This window comes from Paenalcaligenes suwonensis (assembly GCF_011290505.1).
Lineage (GTDB): Bacteria > Pseudomonadota > Gammaproteobacteria > Burkholderiales > Burkholderiaceae_B > Paenalcaligenes > Paenalcaligenes suwonensis.
On record NZ_JAANPV010000003.1, the window covers coordinates 66777 to 87640 of the forward strand.

Annotated in this window: 21 protein-coding genes; 3 read left to right on the top strand and 18 right to left on the bottom strand. The window is 48.8% G+C overall.

Features of this window, described 5'->3' with window-relative positions; translation table 11 throughout:
- Positions 1-115 precede the first annotated feature (115 nt).
- Both GY634_RS05510 and GY634_RS05515 read left to right on the top strand, forming a co-directional pair.
- The gene (locus GY634_RS05510) at positions 116-1186 is read left to right on the top strand and encodes an NAD(P)/FAD-dependent oxidoreductase (RefSeq protein WP_166407556.1); all 1071 of its coding nucleotides are present in this window, start codon (positions 116-118) and stop codon (positions 1184-1186) included.
- Positions 1187-1419: 233 nt separating this feature from the next.
- Positions 1420-2634: a site-specific integrase gene (locus GY634_RS05515; RefSeq protein ID WP_166407557.1), complete on the top strand. Its 1215-nt coding sequence runs from the start codon at positions 1420-1422 to the stop codon at positions 2632-2634.
- Positions 2635-2831: 197 nt separating this feature from the next.
- On the opposite strand, the gene GY634_RS05520 is transcribed toward GY634_RS05515, so the two are convergent.
- The 6 genes from GY634_RS05520 to GY634_RS05545 form a co-directional block, all read right to left on the bottom strand.
- Positions 2832-4400 carry a flagellin N-terminal helical domain-containing protein gene (locus GY634_RS05520; protein WP_166407558.1) on the bottom strand — a complete coding sequence of 523 codons (1569 nt, stop codon included), beginning with the start codon at positions 4398-4400 and terminating at the stop codon, positions 2832-2834.
- Between the two features lie 391 nt (positions 4401-4791).
- Positions 4792-5400 carry an AmiS/UreI family transporter gene (locus GY634_RS05525; protein ID WP_242683613.1) on the bottom strand — a complete coding sequence of 203 codons (609 nt, stop codon included), beginning with the start codon at positions 5398-5400 and terminating at the stop codon, positions 4792-4794.
- Between the two features lie 154 nt (positions 5401-5554).
- Positions 5555-6451, bottom strand: coding sequence for a hydroxymethylglutaryl-CoA lyase (locus tag GY634_RS05530; RefSeq protein ID WP_166407559.1), 897 nt, complete (start codon positions 6449-6451; stop codon positions 5555-5557).
- Position 6452: 1 nt separating this feature from the next.
- Positions 6453-7835, bottom strand: coding sequence for a tripartite tricarboxylate transporter permease (locus GY634_RS05535; RefSeq protein ID WP_166407560.1), 1383 nt, complete (start codon positions 7833-7835; stop codon positions 6453-6455).
- A gap of 12 nt (positions 7836-7847) precedes the next feature.
- Complete coding sequence (locus GY634_RS05540) at positions 7848-8303, bottom strand: NnrS family protein (protein WP_166407561.1); 456 nt, start codon at positions 8301-8303, stop codon at positions 7848-7850.
- Positions 8304-8381: 78 nt separating this feature from the next.
- On the bottom strand, positions 8382-9662 hold the full coding sequence (locus tag GY634_RS05545) for a hydroxymethylglutaryl-CoA reductase, degradative (protein WP_166407562.1): 1281 nt from the start codon (positions 9660-9662) through the stop codon (positions 8382-8384).
- A gap of 108 nt (positions 9663-9770) precedes the next feature.
- Between GY634_RS05545 and GY634_RS05550 the strand changes: the two genes are divergently transcribed.
- Positions 9771-11150, top strand: a complete 1380-nt coding sequence (locus tag GY634_RS05550; protein WP_166407563.1) for an aminotransferase-like domain-containing protein — start codon at positions 9771-9773, stop codon at positions 11148-11150.
- Here the strand turns inward: GY634_RS05550 and GY634_RS05555 are convergent.
- The 12 genes from GY634_RS05555 to GY634_RS05610 form a co-directional block, all read right to left on the bottom strand.
- A complete protein-coding gene (locus GY634_RS05555; protein ID WP_166407833.1) occupies positions 11147-12400 on the bottom strand; it encodes a DUF445 domain-containing protein in 1254 nt (417 codons plus the stop codon). The genes GY634_RS05550 and GY634_RS05555 overlap by 4 nt on opposite strands.
- 218 nt (positions 12401-12618) lie before the next feature.
- Positions 12619-13080, bottom strand: a complete 462-nt coding sequence (locus GY634_RS05560; protein ID WP_166407564.1) for a GNAT family N-acetyltransferase — start codon at positions 13078-13080, stop codon at positions 12619-12621.
- Between the two features lie 33 nt (positions 13081-13113).
- The gene (phnP, locus tag GY634_RS05565) at positions 13114-13869 is read right to left on the bottom strand and encodes a phosphonate metabolism protein PhnP (protein WP_166407565.1); all 756 of its coding nucleotides are present in this window, start codon (positions 13867-13869) and stop codon (positions 13114-13116) included.
- Positions 13869-14465, bottom strand: a complete 597-nt coding sequence (phnN, locus tag GY634_RS05570; protein ID WP_166407566.1) for a phosphonate metabolism protein/1,5-bisphosphokinase (PRPP-forming) PhnN — start codon at positions 14463-14465, stop codon at positions 13869-13871. Before phnN ends, phnP begins: the two co-directional genes overlap by 1 nt.
- Positions 14465-15610 (bottom strand): alpha-D-ribose 1-methylphosphonate 5-triphosphate diphosphatase, encoded by a 1146-nt coding sequence (locus tag GY634_RS05575; RefSeq protein ID WP_166407567.1) that lies wholly within the window; start codon positions 15608-15610, stop codon positions 14465-14467. Before GY634_RS05575 ends, phnN begins: the two co-directional genes overlap by 1 nt.
- Positions 15600-16304 (bottom strand): phosphonate C-P lyase system protein PhnL, encoded by a 705-nt coding sequence (gene phnL, locus GY634_RS05580; protein ID WP_166407568.1) that lies wholly within the window; start codon positions 16302-16304, stop codon positions 15600-15602. Before phnL ends, GY634_RS05575 begins: the two co-directional genes overlap by 11 nt.
- Positions 16305-16313: 9 nt before the next feature.
- A complete protein-coding gene (gene phnK / locus GY634_RS05585) occupies positions 16314-17108 on the bottom strand; it encodes a phosphonate C-P lyase system protein PhnK (protein WP_166407569.1) in 795 nt (264 codons plus the stop codon).
- Complete coding sequence (locus GY634_RS05590) at positions 17105-17983, bottom strand: alpha-D-ribose 1-methylphosphonate 5-phosphate C-P-lyase PhnJ (RefSeq protein WP_207625522.1); 879 nt, start codon at positions 17981-17983, stop codon at positions 17105-17107. Before GY634_RS05590 ends, phnK begins: the two co-directional genes overlap by 4 nt.
- Entirely contained in the window at positions 17980-19077 is a 1098-nt protein-coding gene (locus tag GY634_RS05595; protein ID WP_166407570.1) for a carbon-phosphorus lyase complex subunit, read from the bottom strand. Before GY634_RS05595 ends, GY634_RS05590 begins: the two co-directional genes overlap by 4 nt.
- A gap of 3 nt (positions 19078-19080) precedes the next feature.
- Positions 19081-19674 (bottom strand): phosphonate C-P lyase system protein PhnH, encoded by a 594-nt coding sequence (gene phnH / locus GY634_RS05600; RefSeq protein ID WP_166407571.1) that lies wholly within the window; start codon positions 19672-19674, stop codon positions 19081-19083.
- Position 19675: 1 nt separating this feature from the next.
- Positions 19676-20116: a phosphonate C-P lyase system protein PhnG gene (gene phnG / locus GY634_RS05605; RefSeq protein ID WP_166407572.1), complete on the bottom strand. Its 441-nt coding sequence runs from the start codon at positions 20114-20116 to the stop codon at positions 19676-19678.
- 22 nt (positions 20117-20138) lie between these two features.
- Positions 20139-20837 carry a GntR family transcriptional regulator gene (locus GY634_RS05610; protein WP_242683614.1) on the bottom strand — a complete coding sequence of 233 codons (699 nt, stop codon included), beginning with the start codon at positions 20835-20837 and terminating at the stop codon, positions 20139-20141.
- Positions 20838-20864 lie beyond the last annotated feature (27 nt).

A 20864-nucleotide genomic window follows, 5' to 3' on the forward strand; every position in this document is an offset into this window, starting at 1 on the left:
AAAAAAGAGAACAAGCAGATCTAAGCCCTGTGATGAGGAAAGCATTGACCGAACGAGGCCGGCTTTTTAGAATGCCAGCCTAACTCTAGATAACAACGATCAAGGATCGCTACACATGATACATCCTGCCCCAAACGTGGTGGTAGTAGGCGGCGGGATAATGGGCGCATGCATAGCCTGGAATCTTGCCAAAGCGGGAATCAGAGTCACCGTGCTAGAGCAACAAGCACGACCCGCTGCCGGCGCTACATGGTGGTCATACGGTTGGGTGGGTACGGCCAGTGCATTCCCCTCAGAGGCTCCCAACGCTTTTGCCCTAAAACAGCAGGCATTGCGCGAGTTTGCATCCTTAGAGCGTGACTTGAGCTCCCTACCCTACGCTGCACGCGGCGCCTTGGTATGGTGTGAAAACGATCACGAAACTGCCCACCTAGTGGCAGAACAACAGGCAGTTGGCGTGGCTATGAACCTGATTGATAGGCTAGCGATTCAGCAATTGGAACCACAGTTGCGTGAGCTACCCACTTGTGCAGCCTGGGCTCCTAACGACTTTGCACTGGAGCCTATACAGCTCACACAGCAACTGCTGCAGGCTGCTCAAGCCTTAGGTGCTGAACTGCGCTACAACGTGCGCGTAGACAGCCTAGTGACGCAGGGCGATAAGGTGATAGGGGTACGAAGTACTCAAGGGGACATTAATGCAGATGTCGTCATGCTTGCCAATGGCATAGCCGCTCAACAGCTACTACTCGACTACGGCGTCGCTGCCCCCATTACGGAAGCTCCAGCCGTGCTAATGCGATGGCAGGCCAGTGAAACATGCGTACATCATCTGATCTGTGCCGATGACTTGGAACTGCGCCCTGATAGGCAAGGTGGAATCGTTGTGGCAATGGATTACCCCGAGGAAGGAGAAGCGGGGTTAGAGTCACTGGTCTTGGCCGTTAAAAAACGCCTTGAACAGATGATCATGCCTAGCCCCACCTTAAGCTTACACAGTATGGCAGGCGCATACCGCCCACTGACTCATAGCGGGATGCCCTATAGAGAAATGTGTGCAGCGATAAAAGGGCTATATGTTACGGTGGCGCACCCAGGAATAATTTTGGGGCCTTATTTAGCGAGATTGTCTGTGGAAGAGGTGTTAAATTATTTAGCAAACCAAAAATTTATCTATGGATTTTAATTATCACCCCCCCCAAACAATCCGTCCTTCTATTACCAAAAAATATAAATAATTAAATTAATTATCTATAAAAACAATCAAAATAAATAAACAGATAATTAATATGTAAAAATAAAATTCAAAACATATCAACAACTTACATAAAAATAAAAATAAAAATAAAAATATCATATACCAATAATTAAACAACCAATATGCTATGATAATAATCATTGGTTTTTATTTTCATAGTCATGCCGATTTTATTATTAACTCAGCATTTCGTAGATTCCACAAAATGCCCAAAAAATAAACGTAGAGTTGATTATTTTGACACTCGGTTGCAAGGGCTATTACTTAAGGTATCCACCAGCGGTAGGCGTTCCTACTACATACGCTATACAGATTCATACAGTAGAACCAAAGAGAAAAAATTCGCCAACGCCAATATTGTTCCATTAGCAAATGCCAGGCTCAAAGCTAAAGAACTATTAGCACGAATTAGCTTAGGTGATGATCCATTTTGCGAGCAAAGCCAACGTAAAAGCACACCAATTTACCGTGATTACATTTTTAATCACTACCTGTTGTACATGAAGACGCACAAGCGAAGCTGGAAAGTAGATGAAGCGCAATTACGTCTGCATATATTGCCTGTATTCGGTCACCTGTATATGGATGAGATTACAAAACAACATGCATTGGATTTATTACAGTATCACCGCGACAGAAATTTTAAACCTTCGTCTACCAATAGAATGTTAAATGTTGCCCATAGAACATTCAGTTGCGCAATAAAATGGGAAATATCAGGCGTAACCATTAATCCTATTTCTGCCATAAATAAACTAAAAGAAAACAATTTACGGGATAGGTATTTAACCAATAATGAATTACGTAGATTAATTACGGTTTTAGAAAAATCAGAGCATCCACGAATAAAAGAAATAATTATGATGCTTGTATTAACTGGTGCGCGACGCAATGAAGTTTTACATGCAAAATGGTCAGATATAGATTTTCAAAAAAGCATCTGGCGTATTGAATTTAACAAGAGTGGCATAACGCATTACGTACCCTTATCAACAGGGGCAATAGCCTTGCTTAACAATATTAATAAAAAAACAGGTGTAGATTATATTTTCTACAATCCGGCAACGTGTAAACCGTATTCCAATATTTTTCACGCATGGAATAGTGTTAGACAATCAGCCGGTATCCCTGATATAAGACTGCATGATCTGCGCCATAGTTATGCCAGCTTTTTAGTGAATCAAGGACGCTCCATTTACGAAGTTCAGAAAATATTAGGGCATGCCAGTGTAAAAACCACCCAAAGATATGCCCACTTAAGCAATGAAACCTTGTTAGCTGCCACCAACTCCGTCGCAGACTATGTGTCTGGCGTTACTGCCTTCCCCTGTCTTAGCCCCTCCCCCATCCGTGATGACACTGTAGGCAGCGCATAATAGCGCAGGCGTATGCAGTAGTAACAATAAATAGAGAAACGTGACAGGAGTTCTGTAAAACGGTAGTTAGTTGAGGCATGGAAATAGCCTGAAAAATCCACTGTCTAGCAAACAAAAAAGCCTCCAAGAAACCTTGGAGGCTTTTTACTGCTGGGCAACCTCGGCTGCCCATCTGATCAGCTTTGCTATCGTTAAAATTAACGCAGCAAGGACAGAACAGTTTGTGGAACTTGGTTAGCTTGTGCCAACACAGAAGTACCAGCTTGTTGCAGAATCTGTGCACGTGTCATGTTGGACACTTCAACAGCGTAGTCTGCGTCTTCGATACGTGAACGCGCTGCGGACAAGTTGTTCACAGTGTTGTTCAAGTTAGCGATAGTGGACTGGAAGCGGTTTTGGATCGCACCCAAGTGGCTACGCAGATCGTCAACTTGCTGTACAGCTGCATCAATCGAAGCTAAAGGATCGGCATTACGCTGAATGTTTTCACCTTTGCTATCAGTTTTCAGAGTAACTTTTCCATCAGCACCAAGCTCCGCTTCGTAAAATACATCGGCACCATTTGCTGTACCTTTAACGATGTACTGACCATCCACTTTATGCAAAGTAGGATTGTCACCAACCAAACTTGCGCTCAGTCCGCCCATGTCAACAGCAACAGCATCTGTACTACCTGTAATGTAGTCATGGTTTGTTAGAACTGCTGTATGCTCATTTCCTGTTGCTGTTAGATCTACAGGCGTACCGTTACCGTCATAGGTAATCTCACCTGTTGACTCATTAAAATCGTCAGCCTTGATAGCTTTCGTTTTATCACCATCCAGCACAACATAAAGTTCGCTGTTTGAATCCATGAAATAAGTTTTAACAGCTGCTGCAGCACCACCTTCAAGATTAACTTCACCAGCAGTTACAGTAACACCACCCCCAACAGCTACCTGTGCATCATCTGCAGCTTCAGTGTAGCCTGCTGCTAACGCTGCTGTTGCGGTTGTGTTTTCTGTTGTAGAGAACTTAATTGTGCCAGACGCTGCATCATAAGAATCAAAGTCATATGCTTTGCCATCTTTTACCATTACCAAGGTATCAGGATCGTCATTTTTGACATAAATCTTACCCGCAGTAGCAGTAGCGCTTGAATCAGTGGCAGACAACTGAACTCGAGTAATAGTAGCATCAACACCAGGTTTTGCTGTTGTTAACGCAGCACCTAAATCAGCAGTGTTCACTGACTTATTTGAAATGTCGTAGTTACCCAGTTTGAGGCTATTAACATCAATACGGCTTAGGTTAATCTGAATGCGTTCATTGTCATGCGCGCCAACCTGAACAGTCAAAGCAGAAGCGTCATCACCCAGAACTTTTACACCGTTAAACTGAGTTTCTTTAGAAATACGGTTGATTTCTTCCAAACGCTCATTAATTTCGTTCTGGATGGATTGCAAGTCGGTATCAGAGTTTGAACCTGTAGCAGCCTGTACGCTCAATGTACGAATACGCTGCAAGTTTTCGTTGATTTCGTTCAACGAGCCTTCAGTAGTCTGAGCAATAGAGATACCGTCGTTAGCGTTACGAGCAGCTTGTGTCAGGCCATTGATGTTGGCGGTGAAACGGTTAGCGATGGCTTGACCAGCAGCGTCGTCTTTTGCGCTGTTGATACGCAGACCGGAGGACAAACGCTCAATAGCGGTGCCCAGGGAGTTTTGGGATTTGGTCAGGTTGTTCTGAGAAACCAGCGCCAAGTAGTTAGTATTAATAACAGACATGAATGACTCCTGTTTGAGGAAAATTGCAGCACTTAACTGCTAGTTAATCAGGAAAGCCCTGTTTAGGTAGCGCCTTAACCATCACAGCGTGTTGGATGCTGCGCTATTTCCTGTATTAACTTGTTTACGACATACTTCACTAAAGCTTTAGGGGCATCAAAAATATTTTTCTGCTCCACCTACGTGCTCAATCTGCTAAATCCCAGCTTGAGCACGTTGCTGTTGTGATAACGGCAGCCGTTTTTTTTTCTTAAGTGCTACTGCAAAATTCCTAACCACTTTAGGATAATTCCTACAAGGGAGAGCCCTACTCTGTTGTGAGCGCTGATGCCGTCGTGTTCATCGCGCATGCAGGGGGACTGCGGAACAAAGGCCGTTGCAAGCCCTACTCTTAAATAATGCCCCAAAAATACAGCAACGCCGGCATCAGCGCCGTCGTAATCCCCTGTGCTGCAGTCACTATCCCCGTCAGCCTACCAATAGGTAACTGGCACACCAGCAGCAAAAAGAACATAAACCATAGCACCGACCACGCTAACCAACTAAACACCATCCAGTAGTCAAAGCCCGTCACCGCAGAAAGAAATGTCAGGATCGCCACCGGTATGCCAATAAACGGCACCAGCAAACAGAACCAGCCAAAGGCTTTACCATCCGCCCCTGTAAAAGCATTCATCGCTAGCCAAATATAGGTCAGCACAAACAAACCGGAATAAGCTGCAGGAGCTAGGCTTTCTCCAGTGGTGGTAGAACGCACTATCATCACCGTTAGCAGCACTACCCCCATAAAGCCCGTAAACAAATTCACTACAGCGGCATCTTTAACGCCTACATGTTTACTCGCATCGGTGGAGTAACTGTTATAGATGCGTACCCCGTTTACAAACAACGTAATCCCTACAAATACCAAATAGAATTGCAGCATGGCAGCATCCTTAATGTCATTATTGCTGATGAAAACCATGTCTGAACCTCTGTGAAAAACGGGCGATTCAGACATGTGTGTTCCCGGCATGATGCTACGAGCAAAGTGACACTTTCGGTATAAGGGATTCCCTTGCTGGCCTATCAGTGTTCACAGATTGACTTTTAAAAACAAAAAGGCCCACAACACTGGTTGTGGGCCCTTCGTTTGCAGCAAACAAACGATTAACTTATGCGGAGCACGTAGCCTGTACAAAACGGGACTGATTTTGACGCCCCAACACCTGGCTAATGTACTGCCCTGCTTTCAGCATGGCCTCTTTGTTAACGCCAGTTTGTAGACCCAAACCTTCTAACAAATACACTACGTCTTCCGTTGCCACGTTGCCAGATGCTCCTTTGGCATAGGGGCAACCACCCAACCCGGCAACAGATGCATCAAAACTACGCAAACCCAAGTCTAAAGATGCGTAGATATTGGCGATCGCCATGCCGTAGGTATCGTGATAGTGGCCTGCCAAAGCAGCGACAGGAATCACATCACTACAGTGCTTCAATACGGTACGAATACGCTCTGGTGTGCCGGTACCGATGGTGTCGCCCAGCGATACTTCGTAGCACCCCATGTCGTACAGCTTTTTAGCCACGTAAGCGACTTTGGCTGGATCGGTAGGACCGTCGTAGGGGCAATCCACAATGGTAGACACATAACCACGCACTTTGATGCCTAGCTCTTTGGCTTGCGCCGCAATGTCAGAAAAGCGCGCCAAGCTGTCTTCAATGGTGCTGTTAATGTTCTTTTGCACAAAGCTTTCCGATGCCGCTGTAAAGATAGACACCTCTTTACACTGCACGGCTACCGCTGCCTCAAAACCTTTTTGATTAGGTGTAAGCAAACTGAAATCTATACCTTCGGGCTTTACCAGCCGTTGGTAGAGCTCGTCGCTTTGTGCCATTTGCGGCACCCATTTAGGCGACACACACGCGCCCACTTCTATAGCTGGAAAACCGCACTCTACTAGGTGCTCTAGAAAAGCCAGTCGTTGTTCCAAGGTAATGACGGCTTTTTCGTTTTGTAAGCCGTCCCTTGCGCCCACTTCAGTGAGTCTGACGTATGTATCACTCATCTCAACCTACCAATGCCAATAAAGCTGGAACTGTCAAAATAGCCATGTAGTAACCCATGAACTGGCAGCCCGTATTAAAGCCAAAATGGCGTGAGAGCATGCCGCCCACTAGACCCATGGTCAGAATAACCAACAGACCTAGAATACCACCTTCCCACAGGCTAATGACCACAATCAGACCAACAAAGGTGGCAATGATAGCTTCGTGGCTAATGCGTTTGGACACGAACAATGCCGCGCGACGCGCATAGTTCATGGCAAAGGGGTAGGCCACAATGGCGGCAATCAACACCGACAACATACCGTAGCCTAGGAATTCCCATTGGCTTAATAGGTTGTGCAGGTTAAACGGCTCTACGCCATCGCCACCCACGGTATATACCGGTGGCGCATTAAACAATGGTGCTGCAGGGCCTGCCGCAACTGGGCTTAATGGCAAACCAAACGCCACCAGCGGAATTAAGGCTTCGGCAATGTAGGTGGATTCGGTCACACCGTTTTTAACCGCCAAGCTGGTGGTCAAACGTTGGTAGATTTGTTTGAAGCGCGATGCCACAAACTCACCTAATGCCACAGTCATGGCCACAGGGCTAAACACAAAGGTAGCACTGGAAATAACTGAGGTAATACCTGTCCATTTGATTTGCTGTTTATCCAGCACTTTGAATGGGCTAGGGAAGTAACCGTCCCAGCTTTTCAGTTCTGGTGCAATAGACAACTGATTTACTTTGTCACGACGCATGTGTTTTTTACCTTGGGGCGAAAACACAGTGAACAGATCAGCAATCAGTGGACCAATCGCAATACCCAAGAAGTAACTTACCGACAATTTCACATCGAACTTGGCAGTGAAGCTTTGCAGGGCAATGATCAGACACACAAAAGGAATCAACAGCATGGTGGAGGCCACTTTACCGGGTGAAAACCAGGTAATCAAAATGGCTGCAAAGGCAAAAATCCACGGTGCGAATTTTGTGATGGTGCCACCAAACGGTGCCAACAACGATGCAAACAACATGGCGCTAGGTACAGCGATGAAGGCAGAGATAATCGCCCCTGAAATCATCTTGCGCAATGCAATGTGCGGTGCACCCAGTTGACGCATGGCATTGGCATCAGACACCAACGGTGTAGCCAAGGTATCGCCTGGAATCCCTAACAAAGCAGTAGGAATGGCGTGCGTCATGTGCTTAGCAATAGCCGCCGACATCCAGAAGGTAAATACGCCTACTGGTGGTGCACCCAACAAAATCACCAATAAGGTTAACGGTGCTAGTGTTGTGGTTTCATCGGTACCGGAAATCAGACCAATGGCTGAAAACAGCACGGCCCCTGCCAAACCGAAGGCAAAGGCATAGAGAAACTGCTCAATAAAAACTTCCATGTAAGCCTCCTATTATTTTTTTTCTTGCTGTTTTTGCAGAAATGCGTCGTAGAGATTCAGCTCTTTCAGCTCTTTTTTGACGGACTCAGGCACCTGCGTCACATCACCTAGCTCTCTACCCTCTTCTTTCCACTGCGCGACTAAATGGTCAAACCACTCCATGCTCTGTGCATCAGGCTGCAGAATTTCACGTTTAGGGCTAAACATCTTGGCGCATACAAAACCAGCCAATAAGCACCCAAACAAACCAAACAACATACTGTAAGCATGGGCTAGCGCGGGTTCAGACACGCGTGGCAGCAAGAACCATCTGCCCAAATAAAACGTGGCGGTGCTCAGCACAATACCGATCAGAATGGCCTTGACTAGCTGGGCATAACTAACGGTGTCACCCCATACTTCGACCAGATCCCCTGGTACGTCTGTTTCCGTGGATGCAGTCGTTGCGCCTGCACTGTTATTGTTCATGGTCTTCTCCACGATGACTCTCCTTAAAATGGTGAACCAGCCTTGTGGGCCAGTCCACCAGCAAGCACTTATAGGCTATTAGCGCGCGCGCAGTTGCTCTAGCAACTCACGGGCACGGTCATTACGTACGTCTTTCTCTGCAACCATTTGCTGCACGATTTCATCTACTTCGTGTGCCTCAGCACCAGCAACTACCGCAATGTTACGGGCATGCAGAGCCATGTGACCACGCTGAATACCTTCTGTTGCCAATGCACGCATCGCAGCCATGTTTTGAGCCAAACCAACGGCAGCAATAATTTCGCCCAATTCGTCAGCCGATTTCACACCCAACAACTTCAAGGACAACTGTGCCAAGGGGTGAGTTTTGGTCGCACCACCTACCAAACCTACCGCCATAGGCAATTCGATACGGCCTACCAAGTTACCGTTTTCGTCTTTGCGCCATTGGCTCAAGGAGGTGTAGCGGCCATCTTTCACCGCGTAGGCATGAGCGCCTGCTTCCACAGCACGCCAGTCGTTACCGGTAGCCACAATCACGGGGTCAATACCGTTCATGATGCCTTTGTTGTGAGTCGCCGCACGGTAAGGGTCAATCGCAGCGAACTCATACGCTTCCAACATGCGCTCAATCACTTCCTCACCAGAGAAGGCTTCTTGCTTCAACTGATCTGGGCGCACCGTCATTTCTGCTGTAGCCAGACGCAAGTCTGCTAAGTTGGACAAGATACGTAGACGTACCTGACCACCGGTGAGTTTTTCTACCAGCGGTGTTACGGTTTCAGCCATGGTGTTAACGGTGTTTGCACCCATCGCATCACACACGTTCACGATCAAGTGCATAACCACCATTGGGCCTACTGCACTGTTCTCAAACACGTGAACTTCAATGTCTTTACAACCACCACCCAGACTGATTAGGAATTTGTCTTTGGTGTTGGCCAATTCAATAATTTCTGCACGGTTAGCCAACAGCACATCACGTGCTTGCTCTACCGATTTCAACCCAACGATCTGTACCTGTGCACGCATCAACGGCTCAGTGCTGCTAGTGCGGAAACCACCGTTATCGCGGGCCAGCTTAGCCATGTAAGAAGCAGCTGCCACAATGGAGGGCTCTTCCACCACCATAGGGATTAGGCAATCACGACCATTAACCGTGAAGTTCGCCGCAATACCCATAGGCAATTCGAACTTGCCTATAACGTTTTCAATCATGCTGCTTGCCAACTGCATGGGCAATGCACCATCTTCAGCCAACAATTGTTTTTCGGCTTCGGACAAGTCTGCAATTTTGCAGATTTCATCCAGACGTTCCGCAACGGACAGGGAACGGAAATTAGGTAGTTTGGAATTCATAAGCGGCTCCGATCTTCTTGTTACTATCAACAGCCAGTAATGTAAGATGCAGGATATTCGCGAACAAGGTACAGTTTTTACAGACAGATTACAGATCAGGGTTAGCCCATGGCGACGCAACACAAGCAGTTATACGAGAAAATTCATCAGACCCTGGCCTACCAAATTAAGTCTGGACTGTATAAGGACAACGAGAAACTTCCCTCTATTCGGTTGCTGGCCGAACAGTACTCGGTTTCTAAGAACACCATCATCACCGTATTGGAAAAACTGGTAGATGACGGGCTCATTCATTCGCGTTCTAGGTCTGGTTTTTACATCACCGAACAACACTCGGCCAGTACCGCACACCTTGCTACGATTGATATTGATGACATCGATGAGCTGTGGCTAATGCGGCGGCAATTAGAAAGTTTTGGTGATGTTTTGCACGTGGGAGATGGCTACCCTAGTAAAGAGTGGTTTAGGGATTTACCCCTAAACCGACTGTTGCAAAGCGCACTACAAGAAGAGAACGAAAAGCTGCTGCGTTATGGCAATAAGTATGGTTTTTTGCCCTTGCGCGAAAAACTGGCTAAAACGCTGGGCACACTAAAGATGAGCCTTACCCCCGATAATATTTTGCTGAATAACGGGGTAAACGATGCCATTGATTTAATCATTCGCTTCTTTGTACGCAGCAACACGCCGGTGCTGGTGGACTCACCTGTCTACTACCCACTGCTAAAAAAACTGCAACTGGCAAACTGCAAAATCATTGATATACCCCGACAGCCAGACGGCCCAGACTGTCAGGTATTGGAAGAACGCTTAAAGCAACACCCCAAAGCCATGTTCTTCACCCAAAGCATCGCTCACAACCCGACGGGTACACATATTAGCGACGACAAACTGCAGCGCATTAATAGCCTTTGCGCACAGTACAACTGCCTACTAATAGAGAACGATATATTTTCTGCCTATACGCAAAGTAAGCGCCGATTATGCTCTGGTAGTGACTTCAGCCACCACCTGTATGTGGGCGGTTTTTCTAAAATTATTAGCCCCTCTATTCGCGTAGGTTTTATTGTCGGCAATCAAGAGCTCATTAATAGGCTAGCTGACTTCAAAGCGATTATTCATATCAATAGCTCCGAATACTCAGAACGCTTTATTCACCGTATCTTGGCCAGCAAGTCCTACCCCATGCACTTGCGTCACTTCACCAAACAGCTCAGTACCGTCTGCCAAACAAGCCGTGATCACATACAGGCATTAGGGGGAGAGATTTTTCATTACTCAGACAATAGCTTGTATTTCTGGGTGCGCTTTCCCGGTTTGCGGTTTGACAAGAAGACCATACGTAAGGGGATGGAGAAAAAAATCATCTTCGCCCCCGGCTATTTCTTTAGTCAGAACGGTACTCAATTTAGGGACTGGACACGCATTAATAACCATATTGCGGCCCATCCTCAGTTTCTGCAGGCCATGCGCAGTTTACTGACCTAACCTGAAAACGCGGTCCACCACAGCAGCAAGGCGTGTAGCAACAGCCCTATCACGCCCCCCACCACTGTGCCGCTAAAGCGTATGTACTGCAGATCGCTGCCTACACTAAGCTCTAGTTCACGCACTAAGTGTTTTTCATCCCAGTTACGCACCGTACGAGTAATGTGTTCGGTCACCCCAGCACGCAAGCTACCTGCCATGCTAGCCGCGCTTTCTAACAAATGCTGATTCAACGCCTCGCGTAGCGCATCATCGGTTTTCAAGCGCTGCCCCAAACCTTGAAACAACGTTTCCAAATGCTGCGAAATCGTAGAGCTCTCGCTAGACAGATCATCCTTAAGCAATTGCATAATGTCGCGCCACACACTGTCTAGGTAGGCTTGTACATGCTGATGCTCTAATACTTGCTGCTTAATATGTTCGATTTGTCGTATTAAAGCTGGATCACTACCCAAACGCTCAATATACTGGCTTACCCATGCCTCGTAATCTTTACGCAGTGGATGATCCGGTTCTTGTAATACATCTTGCAGTTCGGTCACCAACGCGGCGGCTAAACGATCAGACAGTTTTTTAGACAGATCGTCTACGGATGTCACCACATCTACCATCTTCAGCAACTTGGGCCATTCACGTTCTGCGTGTTTGGTCATCATCTTAGCGATGCGATCTTTGACATCTGTACTATCTAAATAAACACCAAGCTGACGCAAGCTTTCATCCAGCAATACCTGATGGCGGCCATCACGCGTAAGCAGCCCCAATACTTCGTGGGCAGTACCTGCCATGTTCCAATTCGCTAAGCGTGAACGTAGCGCATCCAACAAGGCTGCTTTAACCGCTTGTTCGTCTAATAAATCTAAGGCCGGTAATAGGCTTTGCCGGGTCCACCGGCTTAAGCGTTGCGATTGTTCTGGCTGACTTAACCACTGCCCTATGCGCATGGCGGGGTCTAATACTTTAAGTCGGTCTAATAATTGCTGCGGATCCAAAAAATGGTCGCGTACAAAAGTAGCTAAGCTTTTGCCTAGATTATCTTTTTTGCGTGGAATGATTGCCGTATGGGGAAACGGAATACCCAGCGGGTGTTTGAACAACGCTACCACCGCAAACCAATCGGCCAGCGCGCCCACCGTCGCTGCTTCGCAAAACGCTCGCACCCACGCCCAGATCCCTTGCCCGCCCATGTGGTGGCTGAGTATGAATCCAGACAACGTACTGGCCAACAACGCCAATGCGATGATTTTCATGCGGCGTAATTGCTGCACCTCGCGAAGTTGTTTACCCACGCTAAAACTCTCCTGCTGCACTTCAAAGAGCCATACTACCACCTACACCTAGCACTAGAAAACACTATAACGGCAACCCTGTTTCATAGGTGGAAAGCTACGGTTTTCTCTATGCTACCGGCATAAAAAAACTGCTTACTCGCTACTCGCGTCGTAAGCAGTTATAGACTGCGTAGTGTTTAGGCAGTCAGGTTTTCATTCACTACCACGTAACGCACAAAACCACTGTGTGGTGTGTATTTGTCGTATAAGCCTCTGGCGCGGTAGTTATTCTCTTTGGTGAACCAGTACAAACGCGCCCAGCCTTGCGTTGTCATTTCAGCTTTGAGCCAATCCAGCATGGCTTCGCCTGTGCCTTTGGCACGCACATCGGGTTTCACAAACATATCTTGCAGATAACAAATAGGCGCTATGGCCCAGGTGCTGTCATGCAAGATGTAATTGGCCATTCCTATTACCCCTTCTTTTGCACTGTCTGCCACAATGCACTGTACGGGACTGTTTTCATCCATGATGCGCAACCATGTCTGCTGCGTTACCTCATCACTGATGTTGTTCTGATAGAAATCATGGTACCCAGCCCATAATTGGCGCCAAGCGGGGTAATCCTCGCTGGTAATTCTGCGTATATGCACTGACATAAAGTGTGCCCAATAAGAACAGTGAAAAAGGTGTTACACCGCAATCATACCGTTATCTTTTGCCAGCAAAATACTGTCGCTTAAGGTTTCAGGGTTTTCCATCAACCAGACATCCACCTTATGGCTAATGTGAGTAAGCACTAAATGCTTCACCCTTAGTTGTTTGCCTATTTCTAAGGCCATATTCAGATCGTTATGGTTACGTGGTGCTGTGTCTTGGGGTGGATGTGAGCAATCCACAATACAGTACTCTAACGTCAGCGTTTGCAGATAAGCAAGGCTGTCGGGCGGCAAGCCTACGGTATCGGTTAGATACGCAATATGCTTTCCTTGGTGGCTAAACACATAGCCCAAACAAGGCCTAGAGTGCTGCAACGGAATAGCCGTCACCAACATGTCGCCCAATTTCCGCTGCTCAAATGCTTTCCAATGCTGCGAAAAATCCAAAATACCCGAATGCTTGAATAGGTCGGCAAAGCCTTGTGGGTCTTCTGGCCCATACACCGGGATTTTACAATTCACTCCCCACCGCAAATGCAACAACCCTTGGGCGTGATCCGCATGATAGTGCGTTTGCAAAATACCATTTAGGCTACCGGGCGGAAACAGCTCCGTTAAGTCCATACGACCAGAATCAATTAACCAACGCTGGTCACCGCACTCTATGACGGCACTGCAGGGACGCCTGCGCCAACTGCTATCGTGTGTCGCGCGTACACACGCACTGCACTCACAGTTATAGACAGGTACCTGCGCCGAATCCCCGGTGCCTAAAAAACGCAATCTCATCAAGCTGTCCTCATCATTAGGCTTTGCTTATGCCATTGCTGTAACTGTACTCGCAAATTCGCCACCGTTTGCGCGAGCGTATACGAGTTATCCAACATATAGACACTGCGCGAGGCATCTGCTCCTAACTTATGTCTGAACTGTTGCTCTATTTGCTGATTACGCTGTACTCGTAAGGAAATAGCATCCACAGACTCGCGCCCCCGCTGCTGCAAGCGCTGCAGCAAGAGTTCTGGTGCAACCGTTAACCACACCAATGCAGCCTGTGCGTACTGTTGCTTCACCTGCTCCCAGTGTTCACGCGAACCATTCACCAACACCAGTTTGCCGGCTTGCAAGTGAGCATCTAGCTCAGAGCGTATACCGTACAACAAACCATGCGCTTCCCAACTTAAGGCAAAAGCCCCTTGTCGTTGTTGCTGGCGGAACACCTCGTGACTGAGAGATTCCGCGTAGACATTGGCAGGGCTTTCCTCGCGCGTAACCGTGCGCTTCATGATGATCCAATCCGGTGGTAGATCAGCGGCTAGTGCCCCTAGCACGCTGTCTTTACCACTGCCGGATGGCCCAACCATGTAGACCAATTTCCCTTGCATTAGTACACCCTTTGACCTTGGCTGAACACCTGCTTAACGATGAACTGTTTGCCCAAGTCTTTTACTTGGATCAAATCAGCCCGTTTACCTACGGCAATTTCACCTCTATCGTGCAACCCAACTGCCGTCGCCGGTGCCAAACTGACCGTAGATACAGCGCGTGGCAGGCTATAGCCCTGCTCCATGGTCGTTAAGCCATGCACGGCTTGCAGCAAACTTGAGGGATAGTAGTCGCTGGATAAAATATCCAACACACCATGGCGTGCCAATTCAGCCGCCGCAATATTCCCCGAATGCGAACCGCCACGCACAATATTAGGGGCTCCCATCAACACGTTCAGACCCAGTTGATGGCTAAGGTCTGCCGCTTCACGAGTAGTAGGAAACTCAGCAATAGTCATACCGGCTGCGGCGGATTCATTCACGTGCGCTGCGGTAGCATCGTCGTGGCTTGCCAAGGCAATACCTTTGCTTTGACACATGCCTACGATGGACTTTCTGAACTCTTCGCTGTATTTCGCCGCGTTCGTCGTTTGTTTATGGATAAAGGCTTCCATTTCAGCATCGCTTAAATGGTATTTTCCTTGATAATACTCACGGTATTTTTCTATCTTCACAAACTGGCGCTGACCGGGTGTGTGATCCATCACCGACACCAGTTTTACCAGTTCGTGATCCACCAGCTCTTCAAACATTTGCAGTGTCAGTTCATGACTAACTTCACAGCGCAAATGCAGCAAGTGGTCTGAGCGAGTGAGCCCGTCACGTACACCTTGCCCAATTGCTTCAATCATTTTGGGTAGCTGCGCCAAGCGTGTTTGCTTAGGGCTGACGTCACCAATAGAGAGCGCATCAAACACGGTAGTAATACCAGAGCTGACCAACTGTGCATCGTGCGCCAACACGGCAGCACTAGAAGGCCAATCCACACCAGGGCGTGGATTCATGTAGCGCTCTAGGTTATCGGTGTGCAGCTCAATAAAACCTGGCATCACATAATCGCCCTGCATATCTTGTGCCGCAGGAGACTGGCTCATCGTACTGCTGATCTCGCGTATACGACCGTCTTCCAGCACCACACAACCGCGCACCACCTCATTGGCCAACACGATTTGGGCATTATTCAGTATCTGCTCACGCGACATGACTGGACTCCTGTACATTCAGCTCTACATAACGATCCATTACCGCTTCACGGGCAACGGCATCGTGGAAAATTCCTACAATGGCCGACCCGGCCTGCTTGGCTTCATTAATAAGCGCTAACACCACCTGACGATTCTTGTCGTCCAACGAAGCAGTAGGCTCATCCAACAGCAACAATGGCCAGAACACCATAAAACCTCGCGCGATATTCACACGTTGCTGCTCACCACCTGAAAACGTGCCGGGCGCCAATGACCACAAACGCTGCGGAATATTCAGTCGGGTTAATAACTGCTCTGCACGGGCTTGGGCTTTATAGCTAGGCTCGCCACGCAATAGCGCTGGCTCCATCACCACATCCAAACACGACACACGTGGGATCACACGCAAAAACTGGCTCACATAGCCAACCGTTTGTTTACGCAGTTGCATAATCAAACGCGGATCCGCCTGTACTAGCTCTACAGCGCTGTCGTGATGACGTACCAGAATGCTGCCGTGCTCGGCCTGATAATTACCGTACAGTGTGCGCATCAGCGTGGACTTACCGGCTCCAGACTGCCCGGCCAACACCACGCATTCGCCTGGTTGCACGGAAAAACTCACGTCATGCAACACCTGCAGCACTACGCCTTGTTGTTGGTGCAACGTAAATTGCTTAGATAAATGACTAACTTCAAGAATGGGACTCACAACTGGCTCCTAAGGCTGCAGAACAGAAGACACCAACAACTGGGTGTAAGGGTGCTGAGGGTCGTCCAGAATTTGATCGGTTAACCCGCTTTCCACCACATGTGAACGTCGCATTACTAAAAGTCTGTCTGCCAGCAAACGGGCTACAGCCAAATCATGCGTGACAATTACTACAGCCAAATTAAGCTCACGCACTAAGCGTCGTAGCATGTCCAACAAACGCGCTTGCACCGAGACGTCCAAACCGCCCGTAGGCTCATCCATAAACACCAAACGCGGGCCTGACACCAAGTTTCTAGCGATCTGCAAACGCTGCTGCATACCGCCTGAAAAAGTGCGTGGCAAGTCATCGATACGTGAACCATCAATTTCTACGTTTTGCAGCCACTCCAACGCGCGAGCACGTAATTCGCTGTAGTTACGTACGCCTTGTGCCATCAGCCGCTCACCAATGTTGGCACCCGCAGATACGCTCATGCGCAAACCATCGCGTGGGTTCTGTTCTACAAAGCCCCACTGCGTACGCAGCAACGTACGACGCTCGGCCTCCGTACTGTCGTACAAGCTTTGTTGCATGCCTTCTGGAGTAGAAAACAGCACTTGTCCATCTGAGGGGGCGCAACGTCCGGACAACACACTTAACAAGGTGGACTTCCCTGAACCCGACTCCCCCACAATACCCAACACTTCGCCAGGGTATAAATCGAAGGAGACGTTTTGGCAGCCTTTCTCGTGGCCAAATAATCTAGACACCTGACGGGCCTGTAACAGAGGCACCGCCTCACCGTTATGCAACGTTGTCATACCTGCTGCTCCTGCTCTGCCACACGCTGGGCACAATAATCGGTATCGGAACACACCAGCTCACGCGTACCGTTGTCATCCACAATAATTTCGTCCAAGTAAGAGTCGTGGCTACCGCAAATCACGCAACCACCATCCCAGGTAGGCAAACTAAAGGGGTGATCTTCAAAATCCAGACTTTGCACATCGGTGTACGGTGGCAAAGCATAAATACGTTTTTCCCTACCCGCACCAAACAGCATTAACGCTGGGCTTTGGTTCAGTTTGGGGTTATCAAACTTAGGGATGGGAGATGGATCCATCACGTAGCGATCATCCACCAAAACGGGATAGGCATAGGCCGTAGCAATGTGGCCGTAGGTAGCGATGTCCTCGTATAACTTCACATGCATCACGCCGTAATCGTTTAGCGCGTGCATGGTTTTGGTTTCAGTTTCTGAGGGTTCAATAAAACGCAGCGGCTCAGGAATAGGCACCTGAAACACCATAATTTGCCCAGACGTCAGGGCATACTCAGGAATACGGTGACGCGTTTGGATAATGGTGGCGGCTTGCGTTTGCTCTGTAGTGCTCACACCCGCCGTCGCCGCAAAAAAGCGGCGAATAGATACCGCGTTGGTAGTGTCATCTGCGCCTTGGTCAATGACCTTCAGCACATCGTCTTGACCCAAAATAGAGGCTGTCACCTGAATACCGCCCGTGCCCCAGCCGTATGGCAATGGCATTTCTCTACCGCCAAACGGGACTTGGTAACCGGGGATGGCAATGGCTTTTAACAGCGCACGACGAATCATGCGTTTGCTTTGCTCATCCAAGTACGCAAAGTTATAGCCTTCGCTCTGTGCGACCATTTCTTGGGAAGTTACTGCATTCATGCGTCTTGCTCCTGCTGCGCTACGCCCGAAGCATCGGGTTTGTGCATTTTGCGAATCAGCTCTAATTCAGATTGGAAATCCACGTAGTGCGGCAACTTCAGGTGAGCCACAAACCCTGCTGCTTCAACGTTATCGCTGTGCATCAGCACGAACTCTTCTTGCTGTGCTGGGGACAGAATCTCTTCGCCTAACTCTTCACCGCACAGCGCTCTATCTACCAACGCCATGCTCATGGCTTTGCGTTCGTTGTAGCCAAAGGCTAGACCATAGCCACGCGTAAACTGAGGTGCTTGCTCGGCTGTACCAATAAACTGGTTCACCATTTCACACTCGGTGACTTCCAAATCTCCCATACACACGGCAAACCCTAATTCCTCAGGCTCAATCCACACTTCCACTTCGCCAATACGAATCTCGCCAGCAAAGGGGTGGTTACGGCCATAGCCACGCTGTGTGGAATACGCCAACGCCATCATGAAACCTTCATCGCCACGGGCCAGCATTTGCAAGCGCTGTTGGCGGTTGCTTGGAAAATCCAGCGGCTCACGCGTAATGTCAGGTACGGCTTGAGTGCTAGGCTGTTCCGTACGCATCAAGCCTTCTTGTTCTAACCATGCCAACACACGTGGGCAATGCCCAACGTCGCTGCTTTCCTCTGCTGCCACAGTAGAGGTCTGGCTACGCGACTCATCCAGCAGGGAAAAGTCCAACAAGCGGTGGGTGTAATCAAAGGTAGGGCCTAGAATTTGCCCACCCGGCAAATCTTTATAGGTGGCGGAAATGCGGCGCTCTATCACCATGCCGGCCGTATCTAACGGCAAGCTATTCATAAAGCGAGGCAAGGTTGTACGGTAGGCGCGCAACAAGAAGATTGCCTCTAGCAAATCCCCTGCCGCTTGTTTAATCGCCAAGGCGGCTAACTGACGGTCGTACAACGAGGCTTCCGTCATCACTCGCGATACAGCAAAAGGCATCTGCTCTTGAATCTGGCGTACGCTAAGCTCAGGAACATCAGTGTTGCCACGACGTTTTTGTGCCAAGAGGCGGTGTGCGTGATCAATCGCCTTCTCGCCACCTTTAACTGCTACATACATGGCTTACTCCTTAGTCTGCTGGCAAACGCGGGTGCTACGTGGCAGCCCCATCATTTCTTGGCCAGCCACAAAACAAATATCTACACCACGCGGAAACGCGGTAATCGCATCACGCTGCTGCCAAAAGGATGCATCCACAGGCAGGCTCACCTCTCGGCTGTGCTGAATACCTGGGCCTGACCACTGGGTACTAGCTCCGCCGTTCAGGCTAGGCAACTGCAAAAACACCGTGCAAGAAAACTCGGGGTCTCTATCGGTACCCGCATCCAAACGAGGTAATACAGCGCTATCACTTAGGCCCATGAATACGAATTGAGCCTCTTCTGGCTGCTCCACGATGGGACAAGCGCAATGAAAAACCAGATGACGACGCAACGCGGCTGAATCCAGCTCAGGACTAATCCAAATAGGGGTATCACTGTCTAACAACGTCAACGCGCTGGCATGGCTCGCAGCGTCCAACGCCTGCATGCTGTCTACCAACGCAATACGCTCTACTAAACCCGGCTCAGCCAAAGCTTGGGCAATATGTCTGAAACACTGCTGCGCGTGGTGTACGGGATCCGCAAAAGCTGCTTGTAAAGAAGGTTGTGTCATCCTAGTCCCCTCGCACCATAGTGAAGAAATCAACTTTAGATGTCGCCACATCTTGTTGATGCGCGTGGCGTGCTTCGGCTTGTGCCTGCGCCAACGGTTGAATCAATGTGTTTAACCAATGCGCTTGGTCTTCACCCTGCAATAAGGCGTCGGCAATGGCCGCAAGCTTTGCCAACTGTCCATTACGCCCCAGCACATAGCTATAGCCTTCACAGCCATTGCTTAAGCGCACCACACAACGACTAACGGTGGTTTCACCTACGTTAAAGGCCATGCCAGTACCGCCTGCACGTCCGCGCACCATCACCATGCCGGTTTCTGGTGCGCGAATAAACTCGTGCGGCGTTGCCAGCAACTGCTCTTGAAACGCCAGCAGAGCTTTGCCTGCGCGTGACAACACTTTCATCCAGTGCTGTCGTGTGTTAACTATGTTCTGTTCCATGTTTTTCCTACTATCCTCATGCTCACATCACTACGTGATAACGGAAACGATCTGATCGACTGACCGTAAAAGCCAGCTCTATGGGGTGTCCATGTTGGTCTCTAGACAAGGTTTCCACGGTCAACACCGGTTGATTAACCGCCATGCGTAATCGCGCTGCTTCATCTACACTGGGCAAACGTGCACCAATCGCACTGAATACACGCTCTAACTCATGTCCATAACTGCGCAGGTGATCACGCATAGAGCCGTTTTGGTATTGCTCCAGCATCAGTTGGTGACGTAGCGCGAAACAGTGACTAATTAAACTCACGGCCTCCCCCTCTAAAAAACGCAACGTCTTGAACTCCAACAAACTATCACCTTCGCTCAGCGCCAAATGCTTCACCTCAACTGCCGTTGCCAGCCTGGAACGCTTTGCCACTAAACACGTGCGCACGTTGTGCCCATTCGCTTCAAACCAACTGCTGTACGCCGTGTTTTGCGATAACGGATAGGACAGTAAGCTTCCCAACACCTGTGCACCTTTTCCCTTAATGCGCAATATGCACGACTCCTGTTCCAACACCTGCAACGCACCTCTAACGGTGTGTCGGTTGACCTGAAACCGCTCTGCCAATCGCATCTCGCTAGGTAAAAAATCACCTGGCTGATACTGCCCCAGCTCTGCCCTCAACACCGTGGCTATCTGCTGGTAAATTGGCCCATCCTGTCTAGACAAGTTCATGTAACGTAAAAGGCAGTTTCC